Source organism: Pseudomonas sp. 9.1(2019) (genome assembly GCF_009910445.1).
Taxonomy (GTDB): Bacteria; Pseudomonadota; Gammaproteobacteria; order Pseudomonadales; family Pseudomonadaceae; genus Aquipseudomonas; species Aquipseudomonas paraversuta.
Genome location: NZ_VBWF01000006.1, coordinates 33,979 through 58,700, shown reverse-complemented (window position 1 = coordinate 58,700; position 24,722 = coordinate 33,979). Strand labels below are relative to the sequence as shown.

Genomic DNA, 24,722 nt, shown 5'->3' with positions numbered 1-24,722 from the left:
GCTACGCCAGCGCCCGGAGCACTTGATCAATGGCCTTCAAGACCGCAGGATCGCCCCGTTCGCCCCATACCAGCACGATCATTTGCGCATCGGCCTCAACTTTGTAGACGTTGGCCGGCAACTTTTCAAACTGCGCCAGCAAGCGCTCATCCACACATTCTTCCTGCCAGCGATTGAGCCATTTCCCCGGAGCCGATTGCCAATAGCACCATACATCAGGCTTAGTACTGCGGCGCGGGCGATGGTATTGCGCACAGGAACTCGGCGGCTCCGGCTCAAGCCAGTGCGGCCACTCCTGGGGCGCCAGTTGCATGGCCAGCCCCATGCGCCGCGCCTCCATGCGCAGATCCATCCGGCCACTCTGATTACGTGAAGGCCGCAACCATGCCAGGGGGCTAAGAACCAGCGCCAGGATTGACACCACTATCCATACCGTCATATCTGTACTCTCATTACCTGACTAAACGAGTTGACCCTGACTTGAACCAAGGCTCTACAAAAAGGGCCATACTCATAACAATTCACCATTTACAGGAGCGCCGCACATGTCCACGCCAAAGCCCTACACCCACATTCTAGTCGCCGTCGATCTGACCGAAGAATGCGATCCGGTGATCTATCGCGCCAGCGCCAGCGCCGAGGCCAACGGTGCCAAACTGTCGCTGATCCACATCGTCGAGCCTATGGCCATGGCCTTTGGCGGCGATGTTCCGATGGACCTGTCGCAACTGCAACAACAACAGTTTGATCAGGCCAAGGAACGCCTTGAACGCCTGATCGATATCTACCCGCAACTGTCCAAAGACAACTGCAAACTCGCCTATGGCCAGCCGCGCCAGGAAATCCATGGCTTCGCGAAAGCCGAAAACTGCGACCTGATCGTGGTCGGCAGCCATGGCCGTCACGGCCTGGCACTGCTGCTGGGTTCCACTGCCAACGATGTGCTGCATGGTGCTCCGTGCGATGTGCTGGCGGTCAGCCTGAAAAAACCTGATTAAGCCTCCCGCAACAGTAAAAAAGCCCGGCCCCCTTGTTCAAAGGGCCGGGCTTTTTCAGTTCAGCAGGTGCTCAATCAGGCATCCAGCTCGGCCCAACGCTCAACCAGCTGCTCAAGCTCGGCTTGCAACTTCTCAAGCCGGGCGATGACTTCAGCCGTTTTGGCGGCTGGCAGCTGATAGAAGCCCGCATCAGCCATTTCGGCTTCAACGGCGGCAATTGCCTGCTCTTTCGCATCGATATCGCCTGGCAAGGCTTCCAGCTCGCGCTGCAGCTTGTAGCTCAGCTTCTTTTTCGCTGCCGGTGCAGGTGCAGCGGCGGCCGGAGCCGGTGCTGCAGTGACCACTGCCGAAGTCAGGTCGGCCTTACCGGATTTGCTCTCGGTAACACCCAACAGGCGCGGCGAGCCGCCCTGACGCAACCAGTCCTGATAACCACCGACGTATTCACGGACCTTGCCTTCGCCCTGGAATACCAGGGTGCTGGTCACCACGTTGTCGAGGAATGCCCGGTCGTGACTGACCATCAGCACGGTGCCCTTGAAGGTCAGCAAGACCTCTTCAAGCAGCTCCAGGGTCTCAACGTCAAGGTCGTTGGTCGGCTCATCGAGCACCAGCAGGTTGGCTGGCTTGCTGAACAGCTTGGCCAGCAACAGACGGGCACGTTCACCACCTGACAGCGCCTTGACCGGCGTGCGGGCACGCTGAGGGCTGAACAGGAAGTCACCCAAATAGCTGAGCACGTGGCGGCTCTGACCGTCGATATCGATAAAGTCGCGGCCTTCGGCCACGTTATCGATCACGGTTTTTTCCAGATCCAGCTGATGGCGCAACTGGTCGAAGTAAGCCACGTCGATGCGCGTCCCCTCTTCAACCGTGCCTTCGGTAGGCACCAGGCCGCCCAGCATCAACTTCAGCAGGGTAGTTTTACCGGTACCGTTAGCGCCCAGCAGACCGATACGGTCGCCACGCTGCAGCACCATGGAGAAGTCCTTGAGCAGGAACGGACCACCCGGGTGAGCAAAGCTGACGTTTTCCAGCACCATCACTTGCTTGCCGGACTTGTCGGCAGTATCAAGCTGGATATTGGCCTTGCCGGTGCGTTCGCGACGCTCACTGCGCTCAACGCGCAGCTCTTTAAGGGCGCGAACACGGCCTTCGTTACGGGTGCGGCGCGCCTTGATGCCCTGGCGGATCCACACTTCTTCCTGGGCCAGACGCTTGTCGAACAGGGCGTTAGCCGTTTCTTCAGCTGCCAGGGTGGCTTCTTTGTGCACCAGGAAGCTGGCGTAGTCGCCGTTCCAGTCGATCAGGCCGCCACGGTCCAGTTCCAGAATCCGGGTGGCCAGATTCTGCAGGAAGGAACGGTCGTGGGTAATAAACAGAACCGCGCCCTGGAAGCCCATCAAGGCCTCTTCGAGCCAGGCAATAGCGCCGATGTCCAGGTGGTTGGTCGGTTCGTCGAGCAGCAGCAGATCCGGTTCGGAAACCAGAGCCTGTGCCAGCAGGACGCGACGACGCCAGCCGCCGGACAATTCGGCGAGGGTTTTGTCAGCCGGCAACTGCAGACGGCTCAGGGTGCTGTCTACCAATTGCTGCAAGCGCCAGCCGTCGCGGGCTTCGAGGTCTTGCTGGACGTGCATCAGCTTGTCCAGGTCAGCATCGGTAACGATGTTCTGGCTCAGGTGGTGGTACTGCGCGAGCAGTTCACCAACACCGTCCAGACCTTCGGCAACCACGTCGAACACGGTCCGTTCGTCGGCCGCAGGCAACTCTTGCGGCAATTCGCCAATCTTGAGGCCGGGCGCGCGCCAAACAGAGCCGTCATCGGGTTTTTGATCACCTTTTACCAGCTTCATCATGCTGGACTTTCCGGTGCCGTTGCGGCCGATGATGCACACCCGCTCTCCACGGGCGATCTGCCAGGACACCTTGTCCAACAACGGCATAGAGCCGAAAGCAAGGGACACATCGCTGAATTTGAGCAGGGTCATGAGCTTCTCCAAAAACTGGGCGCGCATTCTACCTGATTTGAGCCCCCAGGCGGCCGGGTATTTCTTGTACGGCCCCGTCTACCCTTCATTTAGTGCCAAGTAGCACCGGTTGGCCGGCAAGGCTTTCACGGGGCGCTGGCAAAAGGCTAAGCTACGGCACAATCAGCGCGGGTCGCCCTGCGCTTGTCGCGTTTTTCATTTGTACGGAAGCCACATGCGCAGTCGTCTTTTCAACTTTTTATCCTGCCTGCTTCTCACTACCTGCGCCGTGCAAACCGCCCACGCTGCAGATCTCACTCAACAACGTCAGCTCTACGATGATGCCAAGCGCGCCCTGGCCAAGGGTGATTCCGGCCCTTACTTTCAAAATGCCGCCGCGCTGCGCAGTTATCCCCTGACCCCGTATCTGGCCTACGACGAGCTGACCGCACGTCTGAAGTCGGCCAGCAACCCTGAAATCGAGCAGTTCCTGGCCCAACACGGCGACCTGCCCCAGGCCAACTGGATGAAGTTGCGCTGGCTGCGCTGGCTGGCAGAGCGCGGCGACTGGGCGACTTTTGAAAAGTATTACGACCCCAAGCTCAATTTCACCGAACTCGATTGCCTCAACGGCCAGTATCAGCTCAAGCACAACCTCAAGGCCGAAGGCTATGCCAACGCCGAAAAACTGTGGATGGTCGGCAAGGCACAGCCTGCCGCCTGCGACGCGCTGTTCAGCCAGTGGGCCGCCGAAGGCCAGTTGACCGAGCAAAAACGCTGGAAGCGGGTCAAGCTGGCAGCTGAAGCGCGCAACTACGGGCTTGCCACCTCCCTGGCCAACGGCCTCAACACGCTGGGCCCACAAGCCAGGCTGATGATTGATGTGGCCCAGAAGCCCGACATGCTCAGCCAGCCGTCGCGCTTCGCCCCCGCCAGCGAAGCCATGTCTGATGCCGTTGGCCTTGGCCTGCGCCGTCTGGCACGCCAGGACCCGGAAAAAGCCGCATCCCTGCTCGACAGCTACGCCAGCAGCATGCATTTCTCGCGGGACGAAAAAGTCGCCATAGCCCGGGAAATCGGCCTGACGTTCGCCCGTCGCTACGACAGTCGCGGCCTGGACATCATGACCAAGTACGACCCGGAACTGCGGGACAACACGGTCACCGAATGGCGTCTGCGCCTGCTGTTACGCCTGGCACGCTGGCAAGACGCCTACCAGTTGACCACCAAACTGCCCCAGGACCTGGCAACCACCAGCCGCTGGCGTTACTGGCAAGCCCGCAGCCTTGAACTGGCCGAGCCTAAAAACCCGCAAGCGCTGGCGCTGTTCAAAAAAGTCGCCGGTGAGCGGGATTTTTACGGCTTTCTGGCCGCCGACCGGGCCCAGACCCCGTATCAGCTCAATAACAAGCCGCTGATGCTCAGCCCGCAGCTGATCAATAAAGTACGCAACACGCCCGGCGTGCAGCGCGCACTGGAGTTTCACGAGCGCGGACAAATCGTCGATGGCCGACGCGAGTGGTATTACGTCAGCCGCTTGTTCAGCCGCGATGAAATGGTCGCCCAGGCCAAACTGGCCTACGACCTGAAGTGGTACTTCCCCGCCATTCGTACCATGGCGCAAGCGCAGTATTGGGATGACCTGGATGTTCGCTTCCCGATGGCACACCGCGACACGCTGGTACGAGAAGCCAAAGTTCGTGGGCTGCATTCGAGCTGGGTATTTGCCATTACCCGTCAGGAAAGTGCCTTTATGGATGACGCCCGCTCGGGTGTGGGCGCCAGCGGCCTGATGCAGTTGATGCCGGCCACCGCCAAAGAAACCGCCCGCAAATTCAGCATTCCGCTGGCCTCGCCACAGCAAGTACTCAACCCGGACAAGAACATCCAGCTGGGTGCTGCCTACCTGAGTCAGGTCCATGGCCAGTTCAACGGCAACCGGGTGCTGGCTTCCGCGGCCTACAACGCCGGCCCCGGCCGCGTTCGCCAATGGCTCAAGGGTGCAAACCACCTGGGCTTTGATGTCTGGATCGAAAGCATCCCGTTCGACGAAACACGCCAGTATGTGCAGAACGTACTGTCTTATTCGGTGATCTACGGCCAAAAGCTCAACGTACCGCAGCCGCTGGTGGACTGGCACGAACGTTATTTTGACGACCAGTAAACACACCGATTTGCTGTAGGAGCGAGCTTGCTCGCGAGCTTTTAACAGCTCGCGAGCAAGCTCGCTCCTACAGGGTAAGGGTTTACTCCAGAATGGTTACCGGCATGCCGACTTCGAGCACACCGTTACCGTCATTCACCAGGTTCTGACCGAACATAGTCCCTTCTGCCTGCTTGCGATAAGTCATCAAGGTGGCCAGCGGCTCGCGCTGTTCATCACGCACACCGGTGTGCGGATCAACCGTCGTGAGGATGCAACGCGAGCAGGACTTGACCACACGAAACTCGGTATCACCAATGCGGATGCGCTTCCAGCCGTCTTCGGCAAAGGCTTCGCTGCCCTCAATCACCAGGTTTGGCCGAAAACGCAGCATGTCCAGTTCGCGACCGACCCTGGCGCCAAGATCATCCAGCGACGCCTGACCTATCAGCAACAGCGGGTAGCCATCGGCAAACGCCACTTTGTCATCATCACGGCCATAGCCCGCTTCAGTGGTGCGTGCACGCTCCAGCGGAACATGCACCAGCCGTACCGGCTTCTCGACAAAGCGGCTTAGCCAGTCAGCGGCAGCGTCGCCCGCATCCGGCACCCGCAAAGTGTCACGCCAGATGGTGACACCCCGCAGATTCGACTCGGCATCCGGCACCTTCACGTCCAGCGGGTCAAAATCCCGGGCACTCAGGGTCAAACCGCCGGCGGCGTTCCACAGTGCCGACAGCTGGCTCATTACAGGGTCGGCACGCTGGGTCAGGAACCTGCCGCTCGCTTGATCGACCAGCATCCAGCGTCGATCACCAACCAGGCCCAGCCGGTCCAGACGGGCCTGGGGCAGGCTTTCGCCCTTGGCGGATTTCAGCGGAAAACGATAAAGCGCGCTTAGACGCAACATTGGCCTGCCTCGAGAGAGTTAAAAAGCCAAAGTATACGAGCAAAAATCAGTTTTCCCCCCGAAGTTACGCCGGCACTTGATCCAGCATCAAGCGTTGACGCACCACATCTACCAGCTTGTCCGGCTGGAACTTGGAGAGAAAGTTGTCGCAGCCGACCTTCTTCACCATCGACTCGTTGAAGCTCCCCGACAACGAGGTGTGCAACACCACGTACAGGCTGCGCAAACGCGGGTCGTTACGAATTTCGGTGGTCAGGCGATAACCGTCCATTTCCGGCATTTCGGCATCGGTAAAAATCATCAGCAACTTGTCCGTCATGACCTGGCCTGTGTCCGCCCATGCCTTGAGCATGTTCAAGGCCTTGAGGCCATCGCTGGCAACATGCATTTTGAGCCCCAACTGCGACAGCGTTTCACGCAATTGCGCCACCGCCACACTGGAGTCATCCACCAGCAGCACTTCACGGCCACGGGCCTGTTCCAGCAGCGGATCTGCCAGTTTTTCGCGCGAGACCCGGGCGTTGTACGGGACGATCTCGGCCAGCACTTTTTCCACGTCGATAATCTCCACCAGCTGTTCATCGACTTTGCTGATCGCGGTCAGGTAATGCTGGCGCCCGGCACTGCCCGGCGGCGGCAGAATGGCCTCCCAGTTCATATTGACGATACGGTCCACGCTGCCCACCAGGAACGCCTGAACTGAACGGTTGTACTCGGTGACGATGATCGTGCTGTCGGGGCCCGGCACCACCGGGCGCATGCCGATTGCCCGGGACAGATCGATTACCGGCAGGGTTTTGCCGCGCAGGTTGACCACACCGCACACATGAGGATGACGGTGCGGCATGAGGGTCAATCTGGGCAGTTGGAGGACTTCTTGTACCTTGAACACGTTGATCGCGAACAGTTGCCGGCCCGCCAGGCGAAACATGAGAAGTTCCAGCCGGTTTTCACCCACTAACTGAGTCCGCTGGTCTACCGTGTCGAGAATGCCGGCCATGAATAACTCCTGGGCGTAAGGGCTTGATGCCCGGGGTTATCGGCCGGCCTGGCTGATTCTTTATGACTGGCAGTTGCTGCTGTCATCCCTCCTGCAGTTGCGCGGGATCAATTGGGGTCGACGTGCTGAGCAGTGGAGAGTTTTCTGGCAAATGCACCTTCAACGCGCCCTTGCGTACTTCAAAGCGCATGGCATCACCCTCCAGCGGCTCGCCATCCAGATTCATTGAAAGCCCCTCGGCCGCCTTGATTTCAACCCAGGGCACACGCGCCCGGACAAACAGGTTATCCAAGCTCCAGCCGCCGGCCATCAACTCTTTCAAGGTGCTGACCACTTCCTGGGGTGCAGGCAGAATGCTGATATCCAGCAAACCATCATCGACCAGGGCCTGTGGGCACAGCTCCTGCCCGCCACCGGCCTGGCGACCGTTGCCGATCCCCAGCGCCAGCAAATTACCCTGCCAGTGAAAGTCCGGCCCTTGCAGCTCGGCATACGCGGCGTGCAGTTCGGTGAAACGCGTCAGCCCGGTAAACAGATAGGCCGCCCCGCCCAGCACCTTTTTCAGGTCTTCCGAGGTATTGGCCGTAACCTGGCTGCCAAAGCCGCCCGTGGCCATGTTCAAGAATATCTGGCCACCCACCTCCCCCAGATCGATGGCTCGGGCGGGGACGTCCAGCAAGGCCAGGGCTTCATCGGGTTGCAGCGGGATACCGGCAGCCCGGGCAAAGTCATTGGCAGTGCCCAACGGCAACAGCACCAGACCGGCCTCGGTATCGGCCAATGCCAGGGCCTCGCAAATATCGCGCAAGGTGCCATCGCCACCGCCCGCGATGATCTGGCCATAGCCCGCCTCCAGAGCCTCGTGCACAAGCCGCTGGGCATCCCCGGCCTCCCATGTCAGGCGTACTGTCAGCTCCCAGCCCATGGCGCGCCGTTGCTCCACCGCAGCCCGCACGTCTTCGTTGAGCGCTTGCTTACCGTGCAAAATCAAAAATGCCTTACCTGCACTCATCTCTATCTCCCTCGACAAAAGCGGTCTGAATTTTTGGACAGCAGCCGAACCGAAAAGACCCATGCTGCCACGACTTATTTGCCCGATACCGCACTATTGTCGTCAACCAGTCGATCAATCGCGCAGAACCGGTCAAACTCCACCGCCCAAAGCAGCCCATTGACGCCAGAGGCCATCTGAATGAGCACACTCATTCCCTGCATCATCGCCGGAGGCGCTGGCACCCGGCTTTGGCCAGTGTCCCGTGAGTCCATGCCCAAACCCTTTATGCGCCTGCCCGACGGCGAGAGCCTGCTGCAAAAGACCTTCCATCGGGCAACTGGCCTGGCAGACGTCAACCGCTTGCTGACGGTGACCAGTCGCGAGGTGTTTTTCCGCACCCTTGATGACTATCGCCCACTGAACAATGGCGCCGTGGCTCTGGATTTCATTCTTGAGCCCGTGGGACGCAATACCGCCCCGGCCATTGCTGCTGCCGCATTACACGTAGCTCGACGCTACGGCGAGGACGCGCAACTGCTGGTGTTGCCGGCCGACCACCTGATCACCGATCTGGCCGCCTTTGCCGACGCCGTCGACAGCGCACGGCGATTGGCCGACCAGGGCTGGCTGGTGACTTTCGGCATCCGCCCGAGCAAGGCAGAAACCGGCTTTGGCTATATAGAAAAAGGCCCGGCGCTGAACGGTGACGGGTTCCAGGTGGCGCAATTTGTTGAGAAGCCCGATGCCATCACGGCCCGGCAATTTCTGGACGGCGGCCAGCACCTGTGGAATAGCGGCATGTTCTGCATGCGGGTCGACAGCCTGCTGCGTGAACTCCAGGAGTACGCGCCACAGGTGCTGGCGGCAGTGAGCCACTGCCTTGAACACAGTCAGGCGTTTGAGGGGCAACAGGATCTGCACCTTGAGCTGGACAGTCGCACCTTCGCCCTGGCACCCGATATTTCCATCGACTACGCGCTGATGGAACGTTCAACAAAAGTGGCGGTGGTTCCCTGTCAATTGGGCTGGAGCGATATCGGCTCATGGCAGGCGGTGCGTGAGCTGAGCCCGGCGGATGCCAACGGCAACCAGTGCAATGGTGAAAGCGTTCTGCACGATGTGCACAACTGCTATATCAACTCGCCCACACGTCTGGTCGGCGGGGTCGGGCTCAACGACCTGATCATCATTGATACCCCTGACGCCTTGCTGGTCGCTGATGCCAAGCGTAGCCAGGATGTTAAATACATCGCCCAGGCGCTCAAGCTTCAGGGCCACGATGCCTATCGCCTGCACCGCACCGTCACCCGCCCCTGGGGCACCTATACGGTGCTCGAAGAAGGACCGGGGCTGAAAATCAAACGTATCGTGGTCAAACCGCAAGGTGCGCTGTCCCTGCAAATGCATCGGCTACGCAGCGAACACTGGATTGTGGTGAGCGGCATCGCCCAGGTCACCAATGGCGACCGCCAGTTTGAGCTCAACAGTAACGAATCGACCTTTATCAAACCTGGCAGAGCCCACCGCCTGGTCAACCCCGGGGCGGTTGATCTGGTGATGATTGAGGTGCAGAGCGGTGAGTACGTGGGGGAAGACGACATAGTGCGCCTGAGCGACATTTATGGCCGGGTGCCTGTGGCACGGTAAGCGTTTTGCAGGAGCGAGCTTCTGAAGAATACCGAGCTCACTACTCAATATGAGCTCGATAAAAAGCTCGCGCCTGCAGGTCTTCGGGGATTTAACCCAACACTTCGCTTAACGGGATGAAGCCTGCCAGGTCACCTTCAACCAGGGTTCGCCCTTCAAGCACTTCCACCAGCCCTTCGGCCCAGGCTGCACTGCGCAAAACACCCGAACTCTGGTTTTTGTAGATCACCGCCCGCCCCTGCTCCAGCCGGCCACGCAGGTACTCACGGCGATTACCCGCCTTGGGCCAGACGAACCCGGCCGGCACCTGGAACTTTAACGGCTCGACGGCCTGTACGCTCTGGCGGCGCAGGATGTAAGGCCGCGCCAGCAGTGCAAAGGTCACCAGGGTCGATGCCGGATTGCCCGGCAGGCCAATCACCGGTACACCCCGAAAATGCCCGCAGGTCAGAGGCTTCCCCGGCTTGATTGCCAGCTTCCACAACGCCAGTTCACCTTCTTCGCGCAGCGCAATACCCAGGAAGTCAGCCTCGCCGACGGATACGCCTCCGGTGGACAGAATCAGGTCCACCGCCCCCAGCTCTGCCAGGCGCTGACGGGTTGCCGGCAAGTCGTCGGGCAAGATCCCGGCATCGACCACTTCACACCCCAGGCGCGTCAGCCAGCTGCACAGCAATACGCGATTGCTGTTGTAGATTTGCCCCGGGCCCAATGCCTGGCCCGGCTCGATCAGTTCATCGCCGGTGGACAACACTGCAACCCTGACCCGCCTGATCACATCCAGCGCGGCACACCCCAAAGACGCCGCCAGCCCCTGTTCGATCGGGCCCAAACGGGTGCCCGCGGCAAGCACGGTCTCCCCGACAGTGGTTTCCTGCCCTTGGGGGCGAATATTCTGACCCGCGTGCAAAGCTTCAGTGAACACTACCCGGCCATCAGCCTGGACCTGAGCGTTTTCCTGCATTTCGACGCAATCGGCACCTGCGGGCACGGGTGCACCGGTGAAGATCCGCGCACAGGTACCCGCCGCCAAAGGTTCGGGGGCCTGACCGGCAAAAATTCGCTGGCTGACCGGCAGCGGCATGCCGGACCAGTCGGCCAGGTTCAGCGCGTAACCGTCCATGGCACTGTTGGGCCATGGCGGCAGATCCAGGGTGGAGATCAGATCCTGGGCCAGCACCCGGCCTTCGCAGGCCGCTAGCGCGAGCGATTCAGTGTCGCGAATTGGAGCTGCTTCGGCCAACGCCAGCAATCGCGCCAGGGCGATTTCGACGGGCATCAGCTCGCCGGTGCGACCCGGCTTATCCACGGGTTTCACAGGCCGGCGCCTGCTTTAAATGGGCCACGAAGTTACATGGGCGGTGACGCGAGTCCAGTTGCTCGGCCAGAATCCCGTCCCAACCGGTGCGCACTGCGTTGGTCGAGCCCGGCAGGCAGCACACCAGCGTGCCATTGGCCAGGCCGGCCAGGGCCCGGGACTGCACGGTCGAGGTGCCGATATCGGCCACCGAGATCTGCCGGAACAACTCGCCGAAACCATCGACTTGCTTGTCCAGCAAACAGCTCACCGCTTCTGGCGTGCTGTCACGGGCAGTAAAACCGGTGCCCCCGGTAATCAGCACCACTTGCACGCTGTCATCGGCAATCCAGGTCGCGACCTGGGCACGGATTTTATACAGGTCATCCTTAAGCAGCACCCGGGCCGCCAGTTGATGCCCGGCCTCGCTCAGGCGGTCGACAAAGACCTGGCCCGAGGTGTCGGTTTCGAGAGTACGGGTATCACTGACAGTCAGAACAGCGATGTTCAAAGGCACGAAAGGCACATCAACCTTGGCTTTCATAGACGAGGTCCAGTTGTAGGAGAAACAGCCCGGTGTTATATCACAGCGCTTCTTTTGCCTGGTTGCGCGGAGTCCATCCATGAGCGAGTTTCAATGCTCCATTCTGTTGCTGGCGGGGGGCCGTGGCCAGCGTATGGGCGGGCAGGACAAAGGCCTGGTCATGTGGCAGGGCCTGCCGCTGATCGCCCACGCCCAGCGCGTGGCGCGGCCGCTGACCGATGACCTGATCATTTCCTGCAACCGCAACCGCGAACTGTATGCAGACTATGCAGACGTGCTGGTCAGTGATGGCAATGAGGATTTTGCCGGGCCATTGGCGGGTATCCGCGCCGGGCTGGCTGTTGCCCGGCACTCGCACCTGCTGGTGTTGCCCTGTGACGCCCCCAGGGTCGACAGTGACTTGCTCTGCGCCCTGCTCAACGCCGCCCGCCAATATCCGGAGCAACCCTGTATGGTGCACCACGGCGAACACTGGGAGCCGCTGTTCTGTGTGATCCCGACGGCACTGGCTGAGGCTATCGAGCAGGCATGGCTCGCGGGTGAGCGCAGCCCGCGTAAAATCATGCTCCAGCTCAATGCCCGTGCCTGGCAATGCGCAGAGAATGACCCCCGGCTTAGCAATTTCAACACCCCTGACCTACTGGATTGACCGGGCATGCTGCACTTGTGCCCCTAGCCAGGGAACTTGCGGACGTTGTATACGTCTCAGGGACAGATAGATCTATAACAGCACTTTAATTTGTTGGAGAACCACAATGACTCATCGGACTCTCGCCGCCCTCATGCTCGCTGCTGGCATGGCCGCCCTTGCCGGCTGCGCCTCGCCAACAGTGATCACGCTCAACGACGGTCGTGAAATCCAGGCAATCGACACGCCAAAGTACGATGAAGATTCAGGCTTCTACCAGTTCAAACAATTGGACGGTAAAGAAACCCGCATCAACAAAGACCAGATTCGTACCGTTAAAGAGTTGTAAGCCTCGCATCAAAACAAAACCCGCCTGGTGCGGGTTTTGTTGTTTCTGGGGCTGCCTGCGGGGGAGGTTTACCAGTCCAGATGAATCCGGCTTTCAAAGTAGCGCTCCTGCCCCGTCAACGGGTCAGCGAAACGCAGGCTGTGGGCCAGTAACTTCAACGGGTTGGCATAGTCATCAAGTGCATCCTTGAGCACGTCCGGATAGAACGGGTCATTGCATATCCCCGCCCCCAGCGCCGCCATATGCACCCGTAACTGATGCTTCTTGCCCGTCACCGGATACAGCGCATATCGCCACAAATCGGCGTTTTTCTCACACACCTCGACCCGGGTCTCGGTGTTGCTGGCACCCAGGCCTTCTTGCATGCGGAAAAACGGCTCGCCCGCCACCAACCGGCTTTTGTGCACCAGTGGCAACTCAAGGTCAGGCAGGGCTTTGGCAATCGCTTCGTAGCGTTTTTCGATCTTGCGCGTGGGAAATAACGATTGATAAGCAGACCGGCTTTCTGGATTGGCCGAGAACAGCACCAGGCCAGCCGTGTGCCGGTCGATGCGGTGCAGCGGGACCAGGTGCGGATTGCCCAGGGTACGAATCAAGCGTCGCAGCAAGGTTTGCTCAACGTATTCTCCCGCCGGCGTGACCGGCAGGAAATGCGGTTTGTCCGCCACCACCAAATGCTCGTCGGCATACAGGATGGTTTCCTGCACCGGGATCGGAGTCTCGTTGGGCACTTCGCGAAAGTAGTGAATGCGCAGGCCTTCCTTGTAGCGCAACTGCGCACTGATCGGCGCACCGTCAGCATCCAGCACCCGGCCGCGGGCGATGCGATCAAGCCATTGCTCGCGGCTGATGGCGCGAAAGTGCTCGCACAAACAATCGAGCACGGTCAGCCAGCTACCGGCAGGCAGGTACAAAGTGCTGGCTTGGTGCTCGGCGGCGTTGAAAGGCTGGGTCGACATAGATAACTCGGACGGTAAATGCAGCCGGTGATTATCGCGCACAGCAACCGCCCAGGGCTATTGGAGAAAATTCACCACTTGGGCCGTATCAAATGGCCAACTCAACTCTTCGCCCGTATCGACCCGACGCAGTACCGGAATGCGCAAGCCATAGGCCTCAAACAGCGCTTCACTTTCTGCGATATCCACCAGCTCCACCAGCAATCCATGTTCGACCAAAGGCATCAGTTCAGCCTCGGCCAGTTCACACAAGTGGCAGCCAAGGGTGCCGAACAGTTGACATTCGGGAGGCATAAATAATGACCTTGTTTGAATAAGCGTCCAGTTTAAGAGCCTTGCCCCAAGACGTCGAGGCGCTTGCTGGCGCGCTGGGTTTGCGGGCCGCCCCCCTCCGGGCAGAAGAATACAATCGCTCTATACCGCTGCTTGCGACTACCCTAGACCAGCAATGGCAAAGAACCTGGCCCCTTGCGGGGTTGGCAGCAAAGAATGATGTACATCAGCGCCGGCACTGCTCGTTTGCTGGATGCTCGCGACTTTTTTACTCGAACTGACAAGGAAGACTTTCGTGTTCGCCAATTTGTTAATCATCCTTGCCTCATCCCTGGTGGTGATCGCGCTGTTCCGGCGCCTGCAACTCCCCCCCGTGCTGGGTTATTTATCTGTCGGCCTGCTGGTGGGCCCGACGGCACTGGACTGGGTCAATGACAGCCCGGACCTGCCTGATCTGGCAGAGTTGGGGGTGGTGTTTTTATTGTTCTCGCTGGGGCTGGAGTTCTCACTGCCCAAGATGCTCAAGTTGCGCCGCGTGGTGTTTGGCCTGGGCAGCCTGCAGGTACTGGTGAGCACCGCGGCTCTGGGCGGCTTGCTGTATGCGTTCGGGATGAGCGCCAACACCGCATTCTTGCTGGGCGCAGGCCTCTCTCTGTCATCCACGGCCATCGTGAGCAAGGAACTGACCAGCCTGGGCGAAATTTTCAGTCGCCACGGGCAAAACGCCATTGGCGTGCTGCTGTTTCAGGATGTGGTCGCGGTGCTGTTGTTGACCTTGGTACCGGTATTTGCCGGCAGCAGCGACCAGGCCTGGTATTGGGCATTGCCGGTCACCTTGGGCAAAACCGTTATTTTGTTTGTTGGCCTGCTGTTTGCCAGTCGCTTCGTACTGCCGCGCCTGTTTCACGAAGTTGCTGCTTCCCGATCGGCCGAACTGTTCGTGCTGCTGGCACTGGTGATCGTATTACTGACCGCCTGGCTGACCCACCTGCTCGGTTTGTCGCCTGCGCTGGGGGCCTTCCTGGCCGGCATGTTGCTGGGGGAAAGCCACTACCGGCATCAGATTGAAGCCGACATCCGGCCATTCCGCGACATCTTGCTGGGGCTGTTCTTCGTCAGTATCGGCATGCTGATCGATCTGCAACTGTTCGTTCACGACGGCTTTCTGATTCTCGGCCTGACCCTGGCCTTGATGCTGATCAAAGGCATTGTCGTCGCGACCCTGGTCAAGCTGCGCGGCAGCGATGGCGAAACGGCCTGGCGCAGTGGCCTGGCGCTGGCCCAGGGCGGTGAGTTCTGCTTTGCCCTGATGGCCCAGATGCAACTCAACTCGCTGATCCCGCCAGATATCGCCGCTTACCTGCTGGCCGCCACTTTCTGTTCGATGCTGCTGACTCCCCTGCTGCTGCGGGCCGCACCTAAAATTGCCGCGGCCCTGCACCGCAAGTCCAATGAAGAAGCCGAGCTGGAACAAATCGCCGCGCAAAGTGCCGAGCTGCATGGCCATGTGGTGATGTGCGGTTACGGTCGTGTTGGCCAGTCCATCGGGCGTTTTCTGCGCAACGAGAACAAACATTTCGTGGCTCTGGACTACGACCCGGAGCGGATTCAGGAAGCGGCCAAAGGAAACAGCAGCGTGCACTACGGCGATGCCCGTCGGGGTGATTTGCTGCGCGCTATCGGCCTGGACCGGGCTCGCTTGCTGGTTATCGCGGTGGATAGTACGGACGTGGCCATGAGCGTACTCGAGGAGGCCCGGCTCATTACCCTGGACGTGCCCATTCTGGTCAGAACCCGCGACGACAGTAAGCTCGCCGAGCTCAAGGCCGCCGGGGCAACTGAAGTGGTACCTGAATTGCTGGAGTCGAGCCTGATGCTCGCCTCCCATGCCCTGATCATGCTGGGGCTGTCAGAAAAAACCGTACAGCGCCGGGTGGATGAAGTGCGGCATAACCGCTATCACTTGCTTGAAGGCTGCTTTGAAAGTACAGAGCCGCGGGAAGGGTCTGGTTTCCCCCGCGAAAATGAATAAATTGAGGTAAGGTTTTAAATCGCTCAGCGGGATATCTCTGGCATTCAGGTTGGGCAATCCCACAAGGTGTCAGAGAAATGCAGTGAACCTTCACCGAATGCCTACACTCGAACCATCAACAAGCCACTAACGGAGTTACCCATGGCCCGCATAAAAGCAAAGAATGCTCAAGAAATCCTGTTGGCCGATTTCCAGGCCCTGGTCAACGACACGGAAAGATTGCTGGAGCACTCTGCGACTCTGGCCGGCGACGGCGCTGAGGAAGTACGCGCCAAAATCCAGGACAGCCTGCTCAAGGCCCGCGAATCGCTTGCTGATACCAAGGAGTCGTTACAGGAGCGTGGCCAGGCTGCCGTAGTGGCCACCGAAGATTATGTTCAGTCCAACCCTTGGCAGTCCGTTGGCATCGCGGCGGGCGTGGGCTTTCTGATTGGCCTGCTGGCCACCCGGCGCTGATATGACAACTGAAGAATCCGGCTCCTCCCGTTCCACACCGCGGCGCCTGGGTGCCGCGGTTCTGGGTCTGTTGCATAGCCATGTCGAGTTGCTGGGCATCGAACTGCAAGAGCAGAAAGCGCGCACGGTCAGCCTGTTGTTATTTGCCGGGCTGGCACTGGTGTTCGCCCTGTTGTTGCTGATCGGTCTGTCGGCGCTGGTGTTGATATTGCTCTGGGACAGTTATCGCCTGAGCGGCATTATCGGGCTCTGCGTGTTTTATGCGCTGGCGGCGGCGTTCTGCGGCGTGCGCCTTAAAGCGGCGGTGTTCGATGAGTCTTCTCCTTTCAACGCCACGCTGGAAGAGCTGGCCAAAGACCGTGAGCGATTGATGCCATGAGCCATCCTGAAATGCCACAAAACGCCTCACGGCGCGAGATGCGCAAACTGTTGATCCGTCTGCGCATGGAAATGCACCGCCAGGAGATTCGTCACGAATCGCAACAACTGCTGCAACCACTGCAAAAAGTGCGCGGCATGGCCAGCAACTGGCAAGAAAACCTGGGGATAAGGCACGGTTCGCTGTGGGCCGTGGGGCTTGTCAGCGTACTCGGCTTTCTGACGGGCAGAAGTGCAAAAAGCAAAGGCAGCGATGGAACATCACGCTGGATCGGTCTGACCACAGGCCTGTTGCCACTGATCAAAATGGTCATCCAGGCAGCCTCGTCGCGCAAGCCTTGACGGGCCATGTGCAGGAGCGGGCTTGCCTCGTTCCTGCACATGGGGGCAACACCGATAATGCCCTGGACATGCATGGAACCATCTGCGGCTTGCACCATCCTGTCTGAAGCGAGAAGCTGGGGCCTCAGTCACTGACGGAGCACTGCGCCTTGGATTGGCAAACCCTGCTTAACCGCGAACGCCTCGGAAAACCCCACCACAGCCCCGAAGAACTCGGGCGCAGCCCTTTCCATAAAGATCATGACCGGATCATATTTTCTGGCGCATTCCGTCGTTTGGGACGCAAAACCCAGGTCCATCCGGTCAACAGTAACGATCATATCCATACCCGCCTCACCCACTCACTTGAAGTCAGTTGCGTGGGACGCTCACTGGGTATGCGGGTTGGTGAAACGATCCGTAGCGCGCTGCCCGAATGGTGCGATCCGGCCGACCTGGGCATGGTCGTTCAGTCCGCCTGTCTGGCCCATGACATTGGTAACCCGCCCTTTGGCCACTCGGGTGAAGACGCCATTCGCAACTGGTTTCAACAGGCAGCAGACCGGGGCTGGCTGAACGACATGAGCGATGCCGAGCGCAATGATTTCCTGAGTTTTGAAGGTAATGCGCAAGGCTTCAGGGTGCTTACGCAACTTGAATACCACCAGTTCGATGGCGGTACCCGCCTGACCTACGCCACCCTTGGCACCTTCCTCAAATACCCCTGGACCGCACGCCATGCGGACGCTTTGGGCTACAAGAAGCACAAGTTCGGCTGCTATCAAAGTGAACTGCACCTGCTCGAAAACATTGCCCACAAGCTCGGCCTGCCACAAATCGAAGACCAGCGCTGGGCGCGGCATCCGCTGGTGTACCTGATGGAGGCGGCCGATGACATCTGCTACGCACTGATCGACCTTGAAGATGGCCTGGAGATGGATCTTCTGCAGTATGACGAAGTTGAATCCTTGTTACTGGGGCTGGTGGGCGATGACCTGCCGCAAACCTATCGCCTGCTCGGCCCCCAGGACTCCCAACGGCGCAAGCTGGCGATCCTGCGCGGCAAAGCCATCGAGCACCTGACCAACGCTGCTGCACTGGCATTCGTTGAGCAGCAAGAGCAACTGCTGGCCGGCACCCTGCCCGGGGATCTGGTGGAGCACATGCACGGTCCGGCCAAGCGCTGTGTACTGGATGCCAAGGACATGGCGCGTAAAAAGATCTTCCAGGACAAGCGCAAAACCCTGCATGAAATCGGCGCCTACACCACGCTCGAAATTCTGCTGAACGCCTTTTGTGGCGCAGCACTGGAGCAGTATGGCGGACGGACCCCGTCGTTCAAGAATCGCCGGATCCTCGACCTGCTGGGGAATAACGCCCCCCATCCGCAATGGCCGTTGCATCGTGCGTTTATGCGGATCATCGACTTTATTGCCGGGATGACCGATAGCTATGCCACCGAGATGGCCCGGGAAATGACCGGGCGCTCCAGCCCGACCTGACCACGGCCCGCCCTTGTAAAAAGGGCGGGCCGCCGTGTTTCCGGCCTGTGCCGAGCTGAATCAAACGCGGACACTTGTCGCCACCCGGAACTCCCACCCCCTTCAACTACCCCTGTATAAAAACAGAAAAAAACTGTAGGAAAATTCACTTTACACAAAAGAAAATTCGATAAAATCCAGGCGCTATTTCAAGCAAACCTTTGACTGCCTCGCTCACCTCCTCCAACTTTCCAAGTAAACCCTGAACTCCTGCCTTATTTAATGTAGGACTATTCCCATACTACCCTTACTGGCCTACCCAATCGTATATCACTCCATATAACTAAGCTAAGGTGCGCCTATTCTATACCGTACTTTGTGAGGTTTCTTATGAACACCGTATTCATTGTTGACGACCATCCTGTGATCCGACTTGCCATCCGCATGCTGTTAGAGCATGAGTGTTATGAAATAGTCGGGGAAACCGATAATGGTGTAGATGCAATGCAGATGATCCGTGAGTCCATGCCGGACCTGGTCATTCTCGATATCAGCATTCCAAAGCTCGATGGTCTTGAAGTGCTGGCGCGCTTCAACACAATGAACACACGGGTTAAAACCCTGGTTTTGACGGCCCAGCCCCCTGCACTTTTTGCCATGCGCTGCATGCATTCAGGTGCAGCCGGGTATGTATGCAAACAAGAAGACCTGAGCGAACTTGTCAGTGCCATCAAAGCTGTATTTTCCGGCTACCACTACTTCCCCGGCCAGGCATTGAGTTCAGAAAAGTACGAAAACGGTGACTCATCCGAAATGCAACTGTTCAAACTTGTCAACGACCGCGAACTCATGGTCCTGAAACTTTTTGCCCAGGGAAAAACAAACAAGCAAATAGCCACAGACATGTTTCTTAGTAACAAGACCGTGAGCACTTACAAAAAACGGCTCATGCAAAAACTGCAAGTCAGCTCAATGATCAACCTTATCGAACTGGCTAAACGCAACGCTTTGGTATGAAGAACTCAATGCCCTCATGGTTAAACAAGTACCTGTCATTGATCGCAGGCCTGCTCCTGGATACCCTCCTGTTCAGCGCCACAGCCCGGGCAGAGAGCCATGTGCTGCTCAGCCGTTCCGGAACCTACCCCATGGTGGTTGCTCTGGACCAACAGCAGCGCTCCTGGCTCCAGGGCAAGCGCGAGTTACGGGTCGGCAGTTCGGCCCCTGACTATCCACCGTTCGACCTCACCGCCAGTGCCCGGGACTATGAAGGCCTGACCGCCGATTACCTGGGAATTCTGGCCAGTGCCCTTGACCTCCCCATCAAAGTCCAGCGATTCCACTCCAGACTCGCAGCCATCAAGGCACTTGAAGAAGGCAGCATCGACCTGCTTGGTACTTCAAACGGCTTTGAAGCCGACAACCCGCAACTGCTGCTGTCCACTCCCTATGCAATTGACCAGCCGGTCCTGGTGACCCGCGAGGGAGACAGCCGTTCTCTGCCCCGGGACCTTGCCGGTTTGCGCCTGAGCCTGGTGCACCACTACCTGCCTCTGGATGAGGTCAAGGCGCTCTACCCCAAGGCCATCATCCATTCCTACCCGTCCACTCAGAACGCCATCAACTCGGTGGCTTTCGGGCAGACAGATGTATTTCTGGGGGACACGGTCTCGGCGCATTACATGATCAGCAAGGGTCATCTGAAGAACATTAAAATGGCCAACTTCGGCAAGCCGCAACCCCATGGCTTCAGCTTTGCCGTACACCGGGACAATCGGCAACTGCTGGAGATGATCAACACTACCCTGCAAGCCGTGCCCGGCAGTGAGCGCGATAGTATTGCCAGGCGCTGGAACGCCGGCAGCAATAGTTTGCTGGCCAGTCAAAAACTGCAACTGACCGAGCGCGAAGAGCAGTGGCTGAGCCAGCACCCGGTAGTCAAAGTGGTGGTCAATGAAACCCTGGCGCCGCTGACATTTTTTGACCCGGACGGAAATTTCAGAGGCATTACTGCCGACTTGCTGGAGATCGTTCGCCTGCGTACCGGGCTGACTTTCGAGATACAGCGTGCACGCAGCTTCGGGACCATGATCCAGATGATCAACAGGCATGAAACCGACATCATTGCCGCCATCAGTCCCTCTGCTTCCCGAGAAAGCTCGCTGAGTTTCAGTCGGCCCTATTTTGAGAACTCATTCGTGTTGCTTACCGCAAAGGGTTCCGGCAAACCTGCAAGTCTTGATCAACTGGCAGGCAAAAAACTGGCCCTGCCCCTGGGCAACCCCCTGACTGACTATTTGCGTACCGAGCATCCGCACATAGTTCTGGTCAACACCGATGACATTTATCAGGCAACCGAACTCCTGGCCGCGGGAAAAGTACAGGGGGCGGTCAACTCGCTGGCCATTGCCAACTACTGGCTGTCTTCAAAATTGCTCCACAACCGGTTGCAGATCAGCGCCTCCCTGGGAACCCGGCCCGCCACGTTTTCCCTGGCCACCTCCAGGGATGCCACAGAACTGGGCTCTATCCTCAACAAGGCATTGCTCGGCATTGCGCCCGAAGAACTGGGCATTATCCACAGCCGCTGGGCTGGGCATGCCCCGGCGCCGGAGAGCTACTGGCACCCTTACCATCGCCTGATTTACCAGATCATCATTGGCGCCAGCCTTTTGCTGTTGCTGTTGCTGATCTGGAACGCCTGCATGCGCCGGCAGATCCTGCAACGGAAAATGACCGAGCAGGCACTCAGTGATCAGTTCGAGTTCCTGCGGGTTCTGGTCAATGGCACGCCACATCCGATTTATATGCAAGATCGCGACGGGGTTCTGCGAACCTGCAATGACAGCTACCTGGACGCTTTTTCAACCCGGCGCGAAGAGGCCATCGGACAGACGCTGATGCAAACCTGCAGCCTTATGCGTGATGAACACGAAGCCCATGATTATCAGGCCGACTGTCTGCGGGTCATGACGGAAGGCACCCCGCTTATCGTCGACCGGCCACTGCAGGCAGGCGATAAAACCCTCACCATCTACCACTGGATTCTTCCCTATCGCGATGCCCTGGGCGAAGTACAGGGCATCATCGGCGGCTGGATCGACATCAGCGATCGCCGCCAGCTGCTGGAGGAACTGCGCACCGCCAAAGACCTGGCCGAAGACGCCAACCGGGCCAAAAGCACATTTCTGGCAACCATGAGCCATGAGATCCGCACCCCGATGAATGCAGTCATCGGCATGCTTGAGCTGACCTTGAAACGCGCTGACCAGGGTCATCTCGACCGCCCCTCAATAGAGGTCGCCTATCATTCGGCCAAAGACCTGCTGGAGTTGATCGGCGACATTCTCGATATCGCCCGCATCGAATCCGGTCGAATGAGCCTGACTCCAGAGCGGGTCAATCTGCGGGATCTGGCCAGCTCGGTGATCCGGGTATTTGACGGCCTGGCCAGACAGAAATCCCTGCACCTCTCACTGACTTTCAAACCCGAAGGCCGGGCGCCTGATGTCATGATCGATCCGCTGCGCTTCAAGCAAATCATGACCAATCTGATCAGCAACGCCATCAAGTTCACCGAGCGCGGCCAGGTAAACCTCGAACTGCACTTGCTGGCGAGCGACACCCCGCACCATGTTGATCTGCAGTTGCGGGTCCGGGACACCGGCATAGGTATCAGCCAACAGGATCAGGAGCGCCTGTTCGAGCCCTTCGCCCAGGGGCAAAACAGCGCAAAACTGGCGATCAACGGCACCGGCCTGGGTCTGGTGATCTGTCGTAGTTTGTGCGAAATGATGGGCGGTACCCTCAGCCTGAGCAGTCAGCCCAACGTAGGCACGCAAATTCAAATAACCCTCAGGTTGCCTGCGCTGGAGCCCTGTACGCCGCCCACCGCCGAAGAATCGCAAATCCACCCCGCTACCACCCAGCTCAATGTACTGGTGGTGGACGACCACCCTGCCAATCGCCTGTTGCTGTGCCAGCAACTGGGATTTCTGGGGCATCGCTTTACCAGTGAAAAAAACGGAGCTGACGGGTTAAAAGCCTGGAAACAATCGAGATTTGATCTGGTTATCGCTGACTGCAACATGCCGGTCATGAACGGCTACGATTTGACCCGGGCGATCCGTCAGCATGAGCAGGCATCCCGACACAACCGCTGTACGGTTCTGGGCTTCACCGCCAATGCCCAACCCGAAGAGCGACTGCGCTGCAAGCAGGCCGGGATGGACGATTGTTTGTTCAAACCCATCAGCCTGAGACTGTTGGGTCAACGCCTGGCCGCGATCGAACCCGCAGCCCCATCCGCGAGGGCACCCAATCTCAATATTGAGAGCTTTTACGCACTGTCAGGACAGGACAACGCGCGAATCAGAATGCTGCTCGAAGAGCTGCTGCGCAGCAATCGGCAGGATCTCAAGACACTGCTTGAACTGCGCGTCGACAACGGCCTGCAACCTTTTTTCGTCATCGCACACCGGATCAAGGGCGCAGCGCGCATTGTAAGTGCCGACATCCTGATCAAACGCTGCGATGCGCTGGAGCAAGCCAGCCTTGCAACTCTGGAGTCTCGCCGTAGTGCCGTGCAGCAGGCCATGGAAGCATTGGAGGTAACATTGATCAACGAACTGGCCAAACACGCCTGAATGCACCCACCCTGCCGGCACATGAGCCGAACGTCACCGCGGCCCCAAGTGAATCACCAGTGGGCCCGCGGTTTGGGCGCGAGCATGTTGCTATACGCCCGGCCGTGCCTGGAGCCGCTACAGCCTGACCAGCCCGAGTCGAAGCACCACGGCCCCTAACAATCAGGAGCTATCAGCACTCACTCAAACGCAGGAAGATCGCAGCCAGTGCCTCAATACCTTGCTGATCCTGCTCGGAAAACCTGCCGACGCTCGGGCTGTCCAGATCCAGCACGCCGATCAGGCGCCCGTCCTTGATCAAAGGCACCACCAGTTCGCTGTTGGAAGCACTGTCACAGGCAATATGCCCCGGGAAAGCATGTACATCCTCAACCCGCTGGGTCTGTCTGCTAGCCGCAGCGGCGCCACAGACGCCCCGGCCAAAAGGAATGCGGACACACGCGATCTGCCCCTGAAAAGGCCCCAGCACCAGCTCTTCATTACGATTAAGGTAAAAACCGGCCCAGTTCAGGTCATCTAATTGATGGTACAAAAAAGCCGAAAACTGCGCGGCGTTGGCAATAAAATCGCGCTCATCCGCCAGCAAGGACTCCAACTGGGCCCGCAGCAAACCATATCCATCCAGACCGGCGCCTGTGGCATTCAAATCAATCATTGTTTTGCTCCAGCAATTTCAATCCAACCCAGTAACGTGCAAATTGATAAGCACACCGGCCATTACGGTTGCCACGCCCGGTCGCCCAGCGCACGGCCAGAATATCCAGCGCTTCGTCACGCTGCCACTTCAGACCGGCCTTGCCGGCCAGTACCTCAATCCAGTGCTCGACCACGTTGAGGAAGTGCTCCTGGGTAAACGGGTAGAACGACAACCACAGGCCGAAGCGATCAGACAATGCAATCTTGTCCTCCACCGCTTCGCTGGGATGAAGCTCACCGTCGACGTTCTTCCAGTTTTCGTTGTCGCTTTCTTTTTCGGACACCAAATGCCGGCGATTCGAGGTGGCATACAGCAAGACGTTGTCCGGGGCTTGTTCCAGCGAGCCGTCGAGCACACTTTTCAGAACCCGGAAATCGCCTTCACCGGCGTCGAAAGACAGGTCATCGCAAAACAGGATAAAACGCTGCTTTTGACCCTGTAACTGCTCCACCACTCGTGGCAGATCGGCCAGGTGATCACGTTCGATTTCAATCAAGCGCAACCCGGACTGCGCGTACTCGGCCAGCAAGGCCCGAATGATCGAAGACTTGCCCGTGCCGCGCGAGCCCCACAGCAACGCATGGTTGGCCGGAAAGCCATCGAGAAATTGTTTAGTATTGCGGCCCAGTTGATCGCGCTGGGTATCAACTCCGATCAGATCCGTAAGACGCATCTCAAGACTGACTTGCAGCGGCATCAGATAACCCGAACGGCCTTCGCGTTGCCAGCGGGCTGCCAGGCAGTCGCCCCACTCAATCGGCTCGCGCTGCGCAGGCAGCAACGGCTCAAGACGCGCCAGGACCGCTTCGGCCCGCTCTAGAAAGGCATACAGTTTAGAATCCACAACATCTCCTCAGACTGATACACAGTGATAGCGCATTGACATGGACCGCGCGCAGCGCCCGTCCATGAGGTGATTGATACAACCTGCCTGTAAATACTGCAGCTATACCTGCCTGTTAACCGACTAATCGATTATTCTTGCCCGCCGAAGGGAAA

General features: G+C 58.7%; 23 protein-coding genes. 12 read left to right on the top strand and 11 right to left on the bottom strand.

Features of this window, described 5'->3' with window-relative positions:
• Position 1 precedes the first annotated feature (1 nt).
• Positions 2-439: a hypothetical protein gene (locus FEZ21_RS10105; protein ID WP_003446613.1), complete on the bottom strand. Its 438-nt coding sequence runs from the start codon at positions 437-439 to the stop codon at positions 2-4.
• Between the two features lie 106 nt (positions 440-545).
• On the opposite strand from FEZ21_RS10105, the gene FEZ21_RS10100 reads away from it, so the two are divergent.
• On the top strand, positions 546-998 hold the full coding sequence (locus tag FEZ21_RS10100) for a universal stress protein (protein ID WP_003446612.1): 453 nt from the start codon (positions 546-548) through the stop codon (positions 996-998).
• 74 nt (positions 999-1,072) lie between these two features.
• Here the strand turns inward: FEZ21_RS10100 and FEZ21_RS10095 are convergent, their stop codons facing one another.
• Positions 1,073-2,989, bottom strand: coding sequence for an ATP-binding cassette domain-containing protein (locus FEZ21_RS10095; RefSeq protein ID WP_003446611.1), 1,917 nt, complete (start codon positions 2,987-2,989; stop codon positions 1,073-1,075).
• Between the two features lie 214 nt (positions 2,990-3,203).
• Here FEZ21_RS10095 and FEZ21_RS10090 point away from each other — a divergent pair, with 214 nt between their 5' ends.
• The gene (locus FEZ21_RS10090; protein WP_003446610.1) at positions 3,204-5,132 is read left to right on the top strand and encodes a transglycosylase SLT domain-containing protein; all 1,929 of its coding nucleotides are present in this window, start codon (positions 3,204-3,206) and stop codon (positions 5,130-5,132) included.
• Positions 5,133-5,214: 82 nt separating this feature from the next.
• Here the strand turns inward: FEZ21_RS10090 and FEZ21_RS10085 are convergent, their stop codons facing one another.
• The 3 genes from FEZ21_RS10085 to yegS form a co-directional block, all read right to left on the bottom strand.
• Positions 5,215-6,021, bottom strand: a complete 807-nt coding sequence (locus FEZ21_RS10085) for an MOSC domain-containing protein (protein ID WP_160627010.1) — start codon at positions 6,019-6,021, stop codon at positions 5,215-5,217.
• 64 nt (positions 6,022-6,085) lie between these two features.
• Positions 6,086-7,021: a chemotaxis protein CheV gene (locus tag FEZ21_RS10080; RefSeq protein ID WP_160627008.1), complete on the bottom strand. Its 936-nt coding sequence runs from the start codon at positions 7,019-7,021 to the stop codon at positions 6,086-6,088.
• 82 nt (positions 7,022-7,103) lie between these two features.
• Positions 7,104-8,033, bottom strand: a complete 930-nt coding sequence (gene yegS / locus FEZ21_RS10075; protein WP_160627006.1) for a lipid kinase YegS — start codon at positions 8,031-8,033, stop codon at positions 7,104-7,106.
• Between the two features lie 180 nt (positions 8,034-8,213).
• On the opposite strand from yegS, the gene FEZ21_RS10070 reads away from it, so the two are divergent.
• Positions 8,214-9,662, top strand: coding sequence for a mannose-1-phosphate guanylyltransferase/mannose-6-phosphate isomerase (locus FEZ21_RS10070; protein ID WP_160627004.1), 1,449 nt, complete (start codon positions 8,214-8,216; stop codon positions 9,660-9,662).
• Positions 9,663-9,753: 91 nt separating this feature from the next.
• Here the strand turns inward: FEZ21_RS10070 and glp are convergent, their stop codons facing one another.
• Positions 9,754-10,980 carry a gephyrin-like molybdotransferase Glp gene (glp, locus tag FEZ21_RS10065; RefSeq protein WP_160627002.1) on the bottom strand — a complete coding sequence of 409 codons (1,227 nt, stop codon included), beginning with the start codon at positions 10,978-10,980 and terminating at the stop codon, positions 9,754-9,756.
• Positions 10,964-11,503 (bottom strand): molybdenum cofactor biosynthesis protein B, encoded by a 540-nt coding sequence (gene moaB / locus FEZ21_RS10060; RefSeq protein ID WP_003446604.1) that lies wholly within the window; start codon positions 11,501-11,503, stop codon positions 10,964-10,966. Before moaB ends, glp begins: the two co-directional genes overlap by 17 nt.
• 79 nt (positions 11,504-11,582) lie before the next feature.
• On the opposite strand from moaB, the gene mobA reads away from it, so the two are divergent.
• Positions 11,583-12,152, top strand: a complete 570-nt coding sequence (mobA, locus tag FEZ21_RS10055; protein WP_010656821.1) for a molybdenum cofactor guanylyltransferase MobA — start codon at positions 11,583-11,585, stop codon at positions 12,150-12,152.
• Between the two features lie 106 nt (positions 12,153-12,258).
• Positions 12,259-12,480 (top strand): YgdI/YgdR family lipoprotein, encoded by a 222-nt coding sequence (locus FEZ21_RS10050; RefSeq protein ID WP_003446602.1) that lies wholly within the window; start codon positions 12,259-12,261, stop codon positions 12,478-12,480.
• A gap of 68 nt (positions 12,481-12,548) precedes the next feature.
• Here FEZ21_RS10050 and FEZ21_RS10045 read toward each other — a convergent pair whose 3' ends face one another.
• Together FEZ21_RS10045 and FEZ21_RS10040 are read right to left on the bottom strand one after the other, a co-directional pair.
• Entirely contained in the window at positions 12,549-13,439 is an 891-nt protein-coding gene (locus FEZ21_RS10045; RefSeq protein WP_010656822.1) for a pseudouridine synthase, read from the bottom strand.
• 57 nt (positions 13,440-13,496) lie between these two features.
• A complete protein-coding gene (locus FEZ21_RS10040; protein ID WP_003446600.1) occupies positions 13,497-13,733 on the bottom strand; it encodes a glutaredoxin family protein in 237 nt (78 codons plus the stop codon).
• Between the two features lie 274 nt (positions 13,734-14,007).
• Here FEZ21_RS10040 and FEZ21_RS10035 point away from each other — a divergent pair, with 274 nt between their 5' ends.
• From FEZ21_RS10035 to FEZ21_RS10005, 7 genes are all read left to right on the top strand, one after another.
• On the top strand, positions 14,008-15,744 hold the full coding sequence (locus FEZ21_RS10035) for a monovalent cation:proton antiporter-2 (CPA2) family protein (RefSeq protein WP_003446598.1): 1,737 nt from the start codon (positions 14,008-14,010) through the stop codon (positions 15,742-15,744).
• 141 nt (positions 15,745-15,885) lie between these two features.
• Positions 15,886-16,200, top strand: a complete 315-nt coding sequence (locus FEZ21_RS10030) for a YqjD family protein (RefSeq protein ID WP_003446596.1) — start codon at positions 15,886-15,888, stop codon at positions 16,198-16,200.
• Position 16,201: 1 nt separating this feature from the next.
• Positions 16,202-16,579, top strand: a complete 378-nt coding sequence (locus tag FEZ21_RS10025; protein WP_003446595.1) for a phage holin family protein — start codon at positions 16,202-16,204, stop codon at positions 16,577-16,579.
• The gene (locus FEZ21_RS10020) at positions 16,576-16,920 is read left to right on the top strand and encodes a hypothetical protein (RefSeq protein ID WP_160627000.1); all 345 of its coding nucleotides are present in this window, start codon (positions 16,576-16,578) and stop codon (positions 16,918-16,920) included. The genes FEZ21_RS10025 and FEZ21_RS10020 overlap by 4 nt, the downstream gene beginning before the upstream one ends.
• Positions 16,921-17,069: 149 nt before the next feature.
• Positions 17,070-18,401, top strand: coding sequence for a deoxyguanosinetriphosphate triphosphohydrolase (locus FEZ21_RS10015; protein ID WP_127195839.1), 1,332 nt, complete (start codon positions 17,070-17,072; stop codon positions 18,399-18,401).
• Between the two features lie 369 nt (positions 18,402-18,770).
• A complete protein-coding gene (locus FEZ21_RS10010; RefSeq protein ID WP_160626996.1) occupies positions 18,771-19,397 on the top strand; it encodes a response regulator transcription factor in 627 nt (208 codons plus the stop codon).
• Positions 19,398-19,405: 8 nt separating this feature from the next.
• Positions 19,406-23,026, top strand: coding sequence for a transporter substrate-binding domain-containing protein (locus FEZ21_RS10005; protein WP_160626993.1), 3,621 nt, complete (start codon positions 19,406-19,408; stop codon positions 23,024-23,026).
• 172 nt (positions 23,027-23,198) lie between these two features.
• Here the strand turns inward: FEZ21_RS10005 and FEZ21_RS10000 are convergent, their stop codons facing one another.
• The gene (locus FEZ21_RS10000; RefSeq protein ID WP_010656826.1) at positions 23,199-23,681 is read right to left on the bottom strand and encodes a GAF domain-containing protein; all 483 of its coding nucleotides are present in this window, start codon (positions 23,679-23,681) and stop codon (positions 23,199-23,201) included.
• Positions 23,674-24,567 (bottom strand): ATP-binding protein, encoded by an 894-nt coding sequence (locus FEZ21_RS09995; protein WP_003446582.1) that lies wholly within the window; start codon positions 24,565-24,567, stop codon positions 23,674-23,676. The genes FEZ21_RS10000 and FEZ21_RS09995 overlap by 8 nt, the downstream gene beginning before the upstream one ends.
• Positions 24,568-24,722: the final 155 nt, after the last annotated feature.

Excerpts from the sequence above, each read along its gene's own strand:
- FEZ21_RS10105 (WP_003446613.1), bottom strand. The coding sequence starts at position 439 with ATGACGGTATGGATAGTGGTGTCAATCCTGGCGCTGGTTCTTAGCCCC.
- FEZ21_RS10100 (WP_003446612.1), top strand. The coding sequence starts at position 546 with ATGTCCACGCCAAAGCCCTACACCCACATTCTAGTCGCCGTCGATCTG.
- FEZ21_RS10095 (WP_003446611.1), bottom strand. The coding sequence starts at position 2,989 with ATGACCCTGCTCAAATTCAGCGATGTGTCCCTTGCTTTCGGCTCTATG.
- FEZ21_RS10090 (WP_003446610.1), top strand. The coding sequence starts at position 3,204 with ATGCGCAGTCGTCTTTTCAACTTTTTATCCTGCCTGCTTCTCACTACC.
- FEZ21_RS10085 (WP_160627010.1), bottom strand. The coding sequence starts at position 6,021 with ATGTTGCGTCTAAGCGCGCTTTATCGTTTTCCGCTGAAATCCGCCAAG.
- FEZ21_RS10080 (WP_160627008.1), bottom strand. The coding sequence starts at position 7,021 with ATGGCCGGCATTCTCGACACGGTAGACCAGCGGACTCAGTTAGTGGGT.
- yegS (WP_160627006.1), bottom strand. The coding sequence starts at position 8,033 with ATGAGTGCAGGTAAGGCATTTTTGATTTTGCACGGTAAGCAAGCGCTC.
- FEZ21_RS10070 (WP_160627004.1), top strand. The coding sequence starts at position 8,214 with ATGAGCACACTCATTCCCTGCATCATCGCCGGAGGCGCTGGCACCCGG.
- moaB (WP_003446604.1), bottom strand. The coding sequence starts at position 11,503 with ATGAAAGCCAAGGTTGATGTGCCTTTCGTGCCTTTGAACATCGCTGTT.
- mobA (WP_010656821.1), top strand. The coding sequence starts at position 11,583 with ATGAGCGAGTTTCAATGCTCCATTCTGTTGCTGGCGGGGGGCCGTGGC.
- FEZ21_RS10050 (WP_003446602.1), top strand. The coding sequence starts at position 12,259 with ATGACTCATCGGACTCTCGCCGCCCTCATGCTCGCTGCTGGCATGGCC.
- FEZ21_RS10045 (WP_010656822.1), bottom strand. The coding sequence starts at position 13,439 with ATGTCGACCCAGCCTTTCAACGCCGCCGAGCACCAAGCCAGCACTTTG.
- FEZ21_RS10040 (WP_003446600.1), bottom strand. The coding sequence starts at position 13,733 with ATGCCTCCCGAATGTCAACTGTTCGGCACCCTTGGCTGCCACTTGTGT.
- FEZ21_RS10030 (WP_003446596.1), top strand. The coding sequence starts at position 15,886 with ATGGCCCGCATAAAAGCAAAGAATGCTCAAGAAATCCTGTTGGCCGAT.
- FEZ21_RS10025 (WP_003446595.1), top strand. The coding sequence starts at position 16,202 with ATGACAACTGAAGAATCCGGCTCCTCCCGTTCCACACCGCGGCGCCTG.
- FEZ21_RS10020 (WP_160627000.1), top strand. The coding sequence starts at position 16,576 with ATGAGCCATCCTGAAATGCCACAAAACGCCTCACGGCGCGAGATGCGC.
- FEZ21_RS10010 (WP_160626996.1), top strand. The coding sequence starts at position 18,771 with ATGAACACCGTATTCATTGTTGACGACCATCCTGTGATCCGACTTGCC.
- FEZ21_RS10005 (WP_160626993.1), top strand. The coding sequence starts at position 19,406 with ATGCCCTCATGGTTAAACAAGTACCTGTCATTGATCGCAGGCCTGCTC.
- FEZ21_RS10000 (WP_010656826.1), bottom strand. The coding sequence starts at position 23,681 with ATGATTGATTTGAATGCCACAGGCGCCGGTCTGGATGGATATGGTTTG.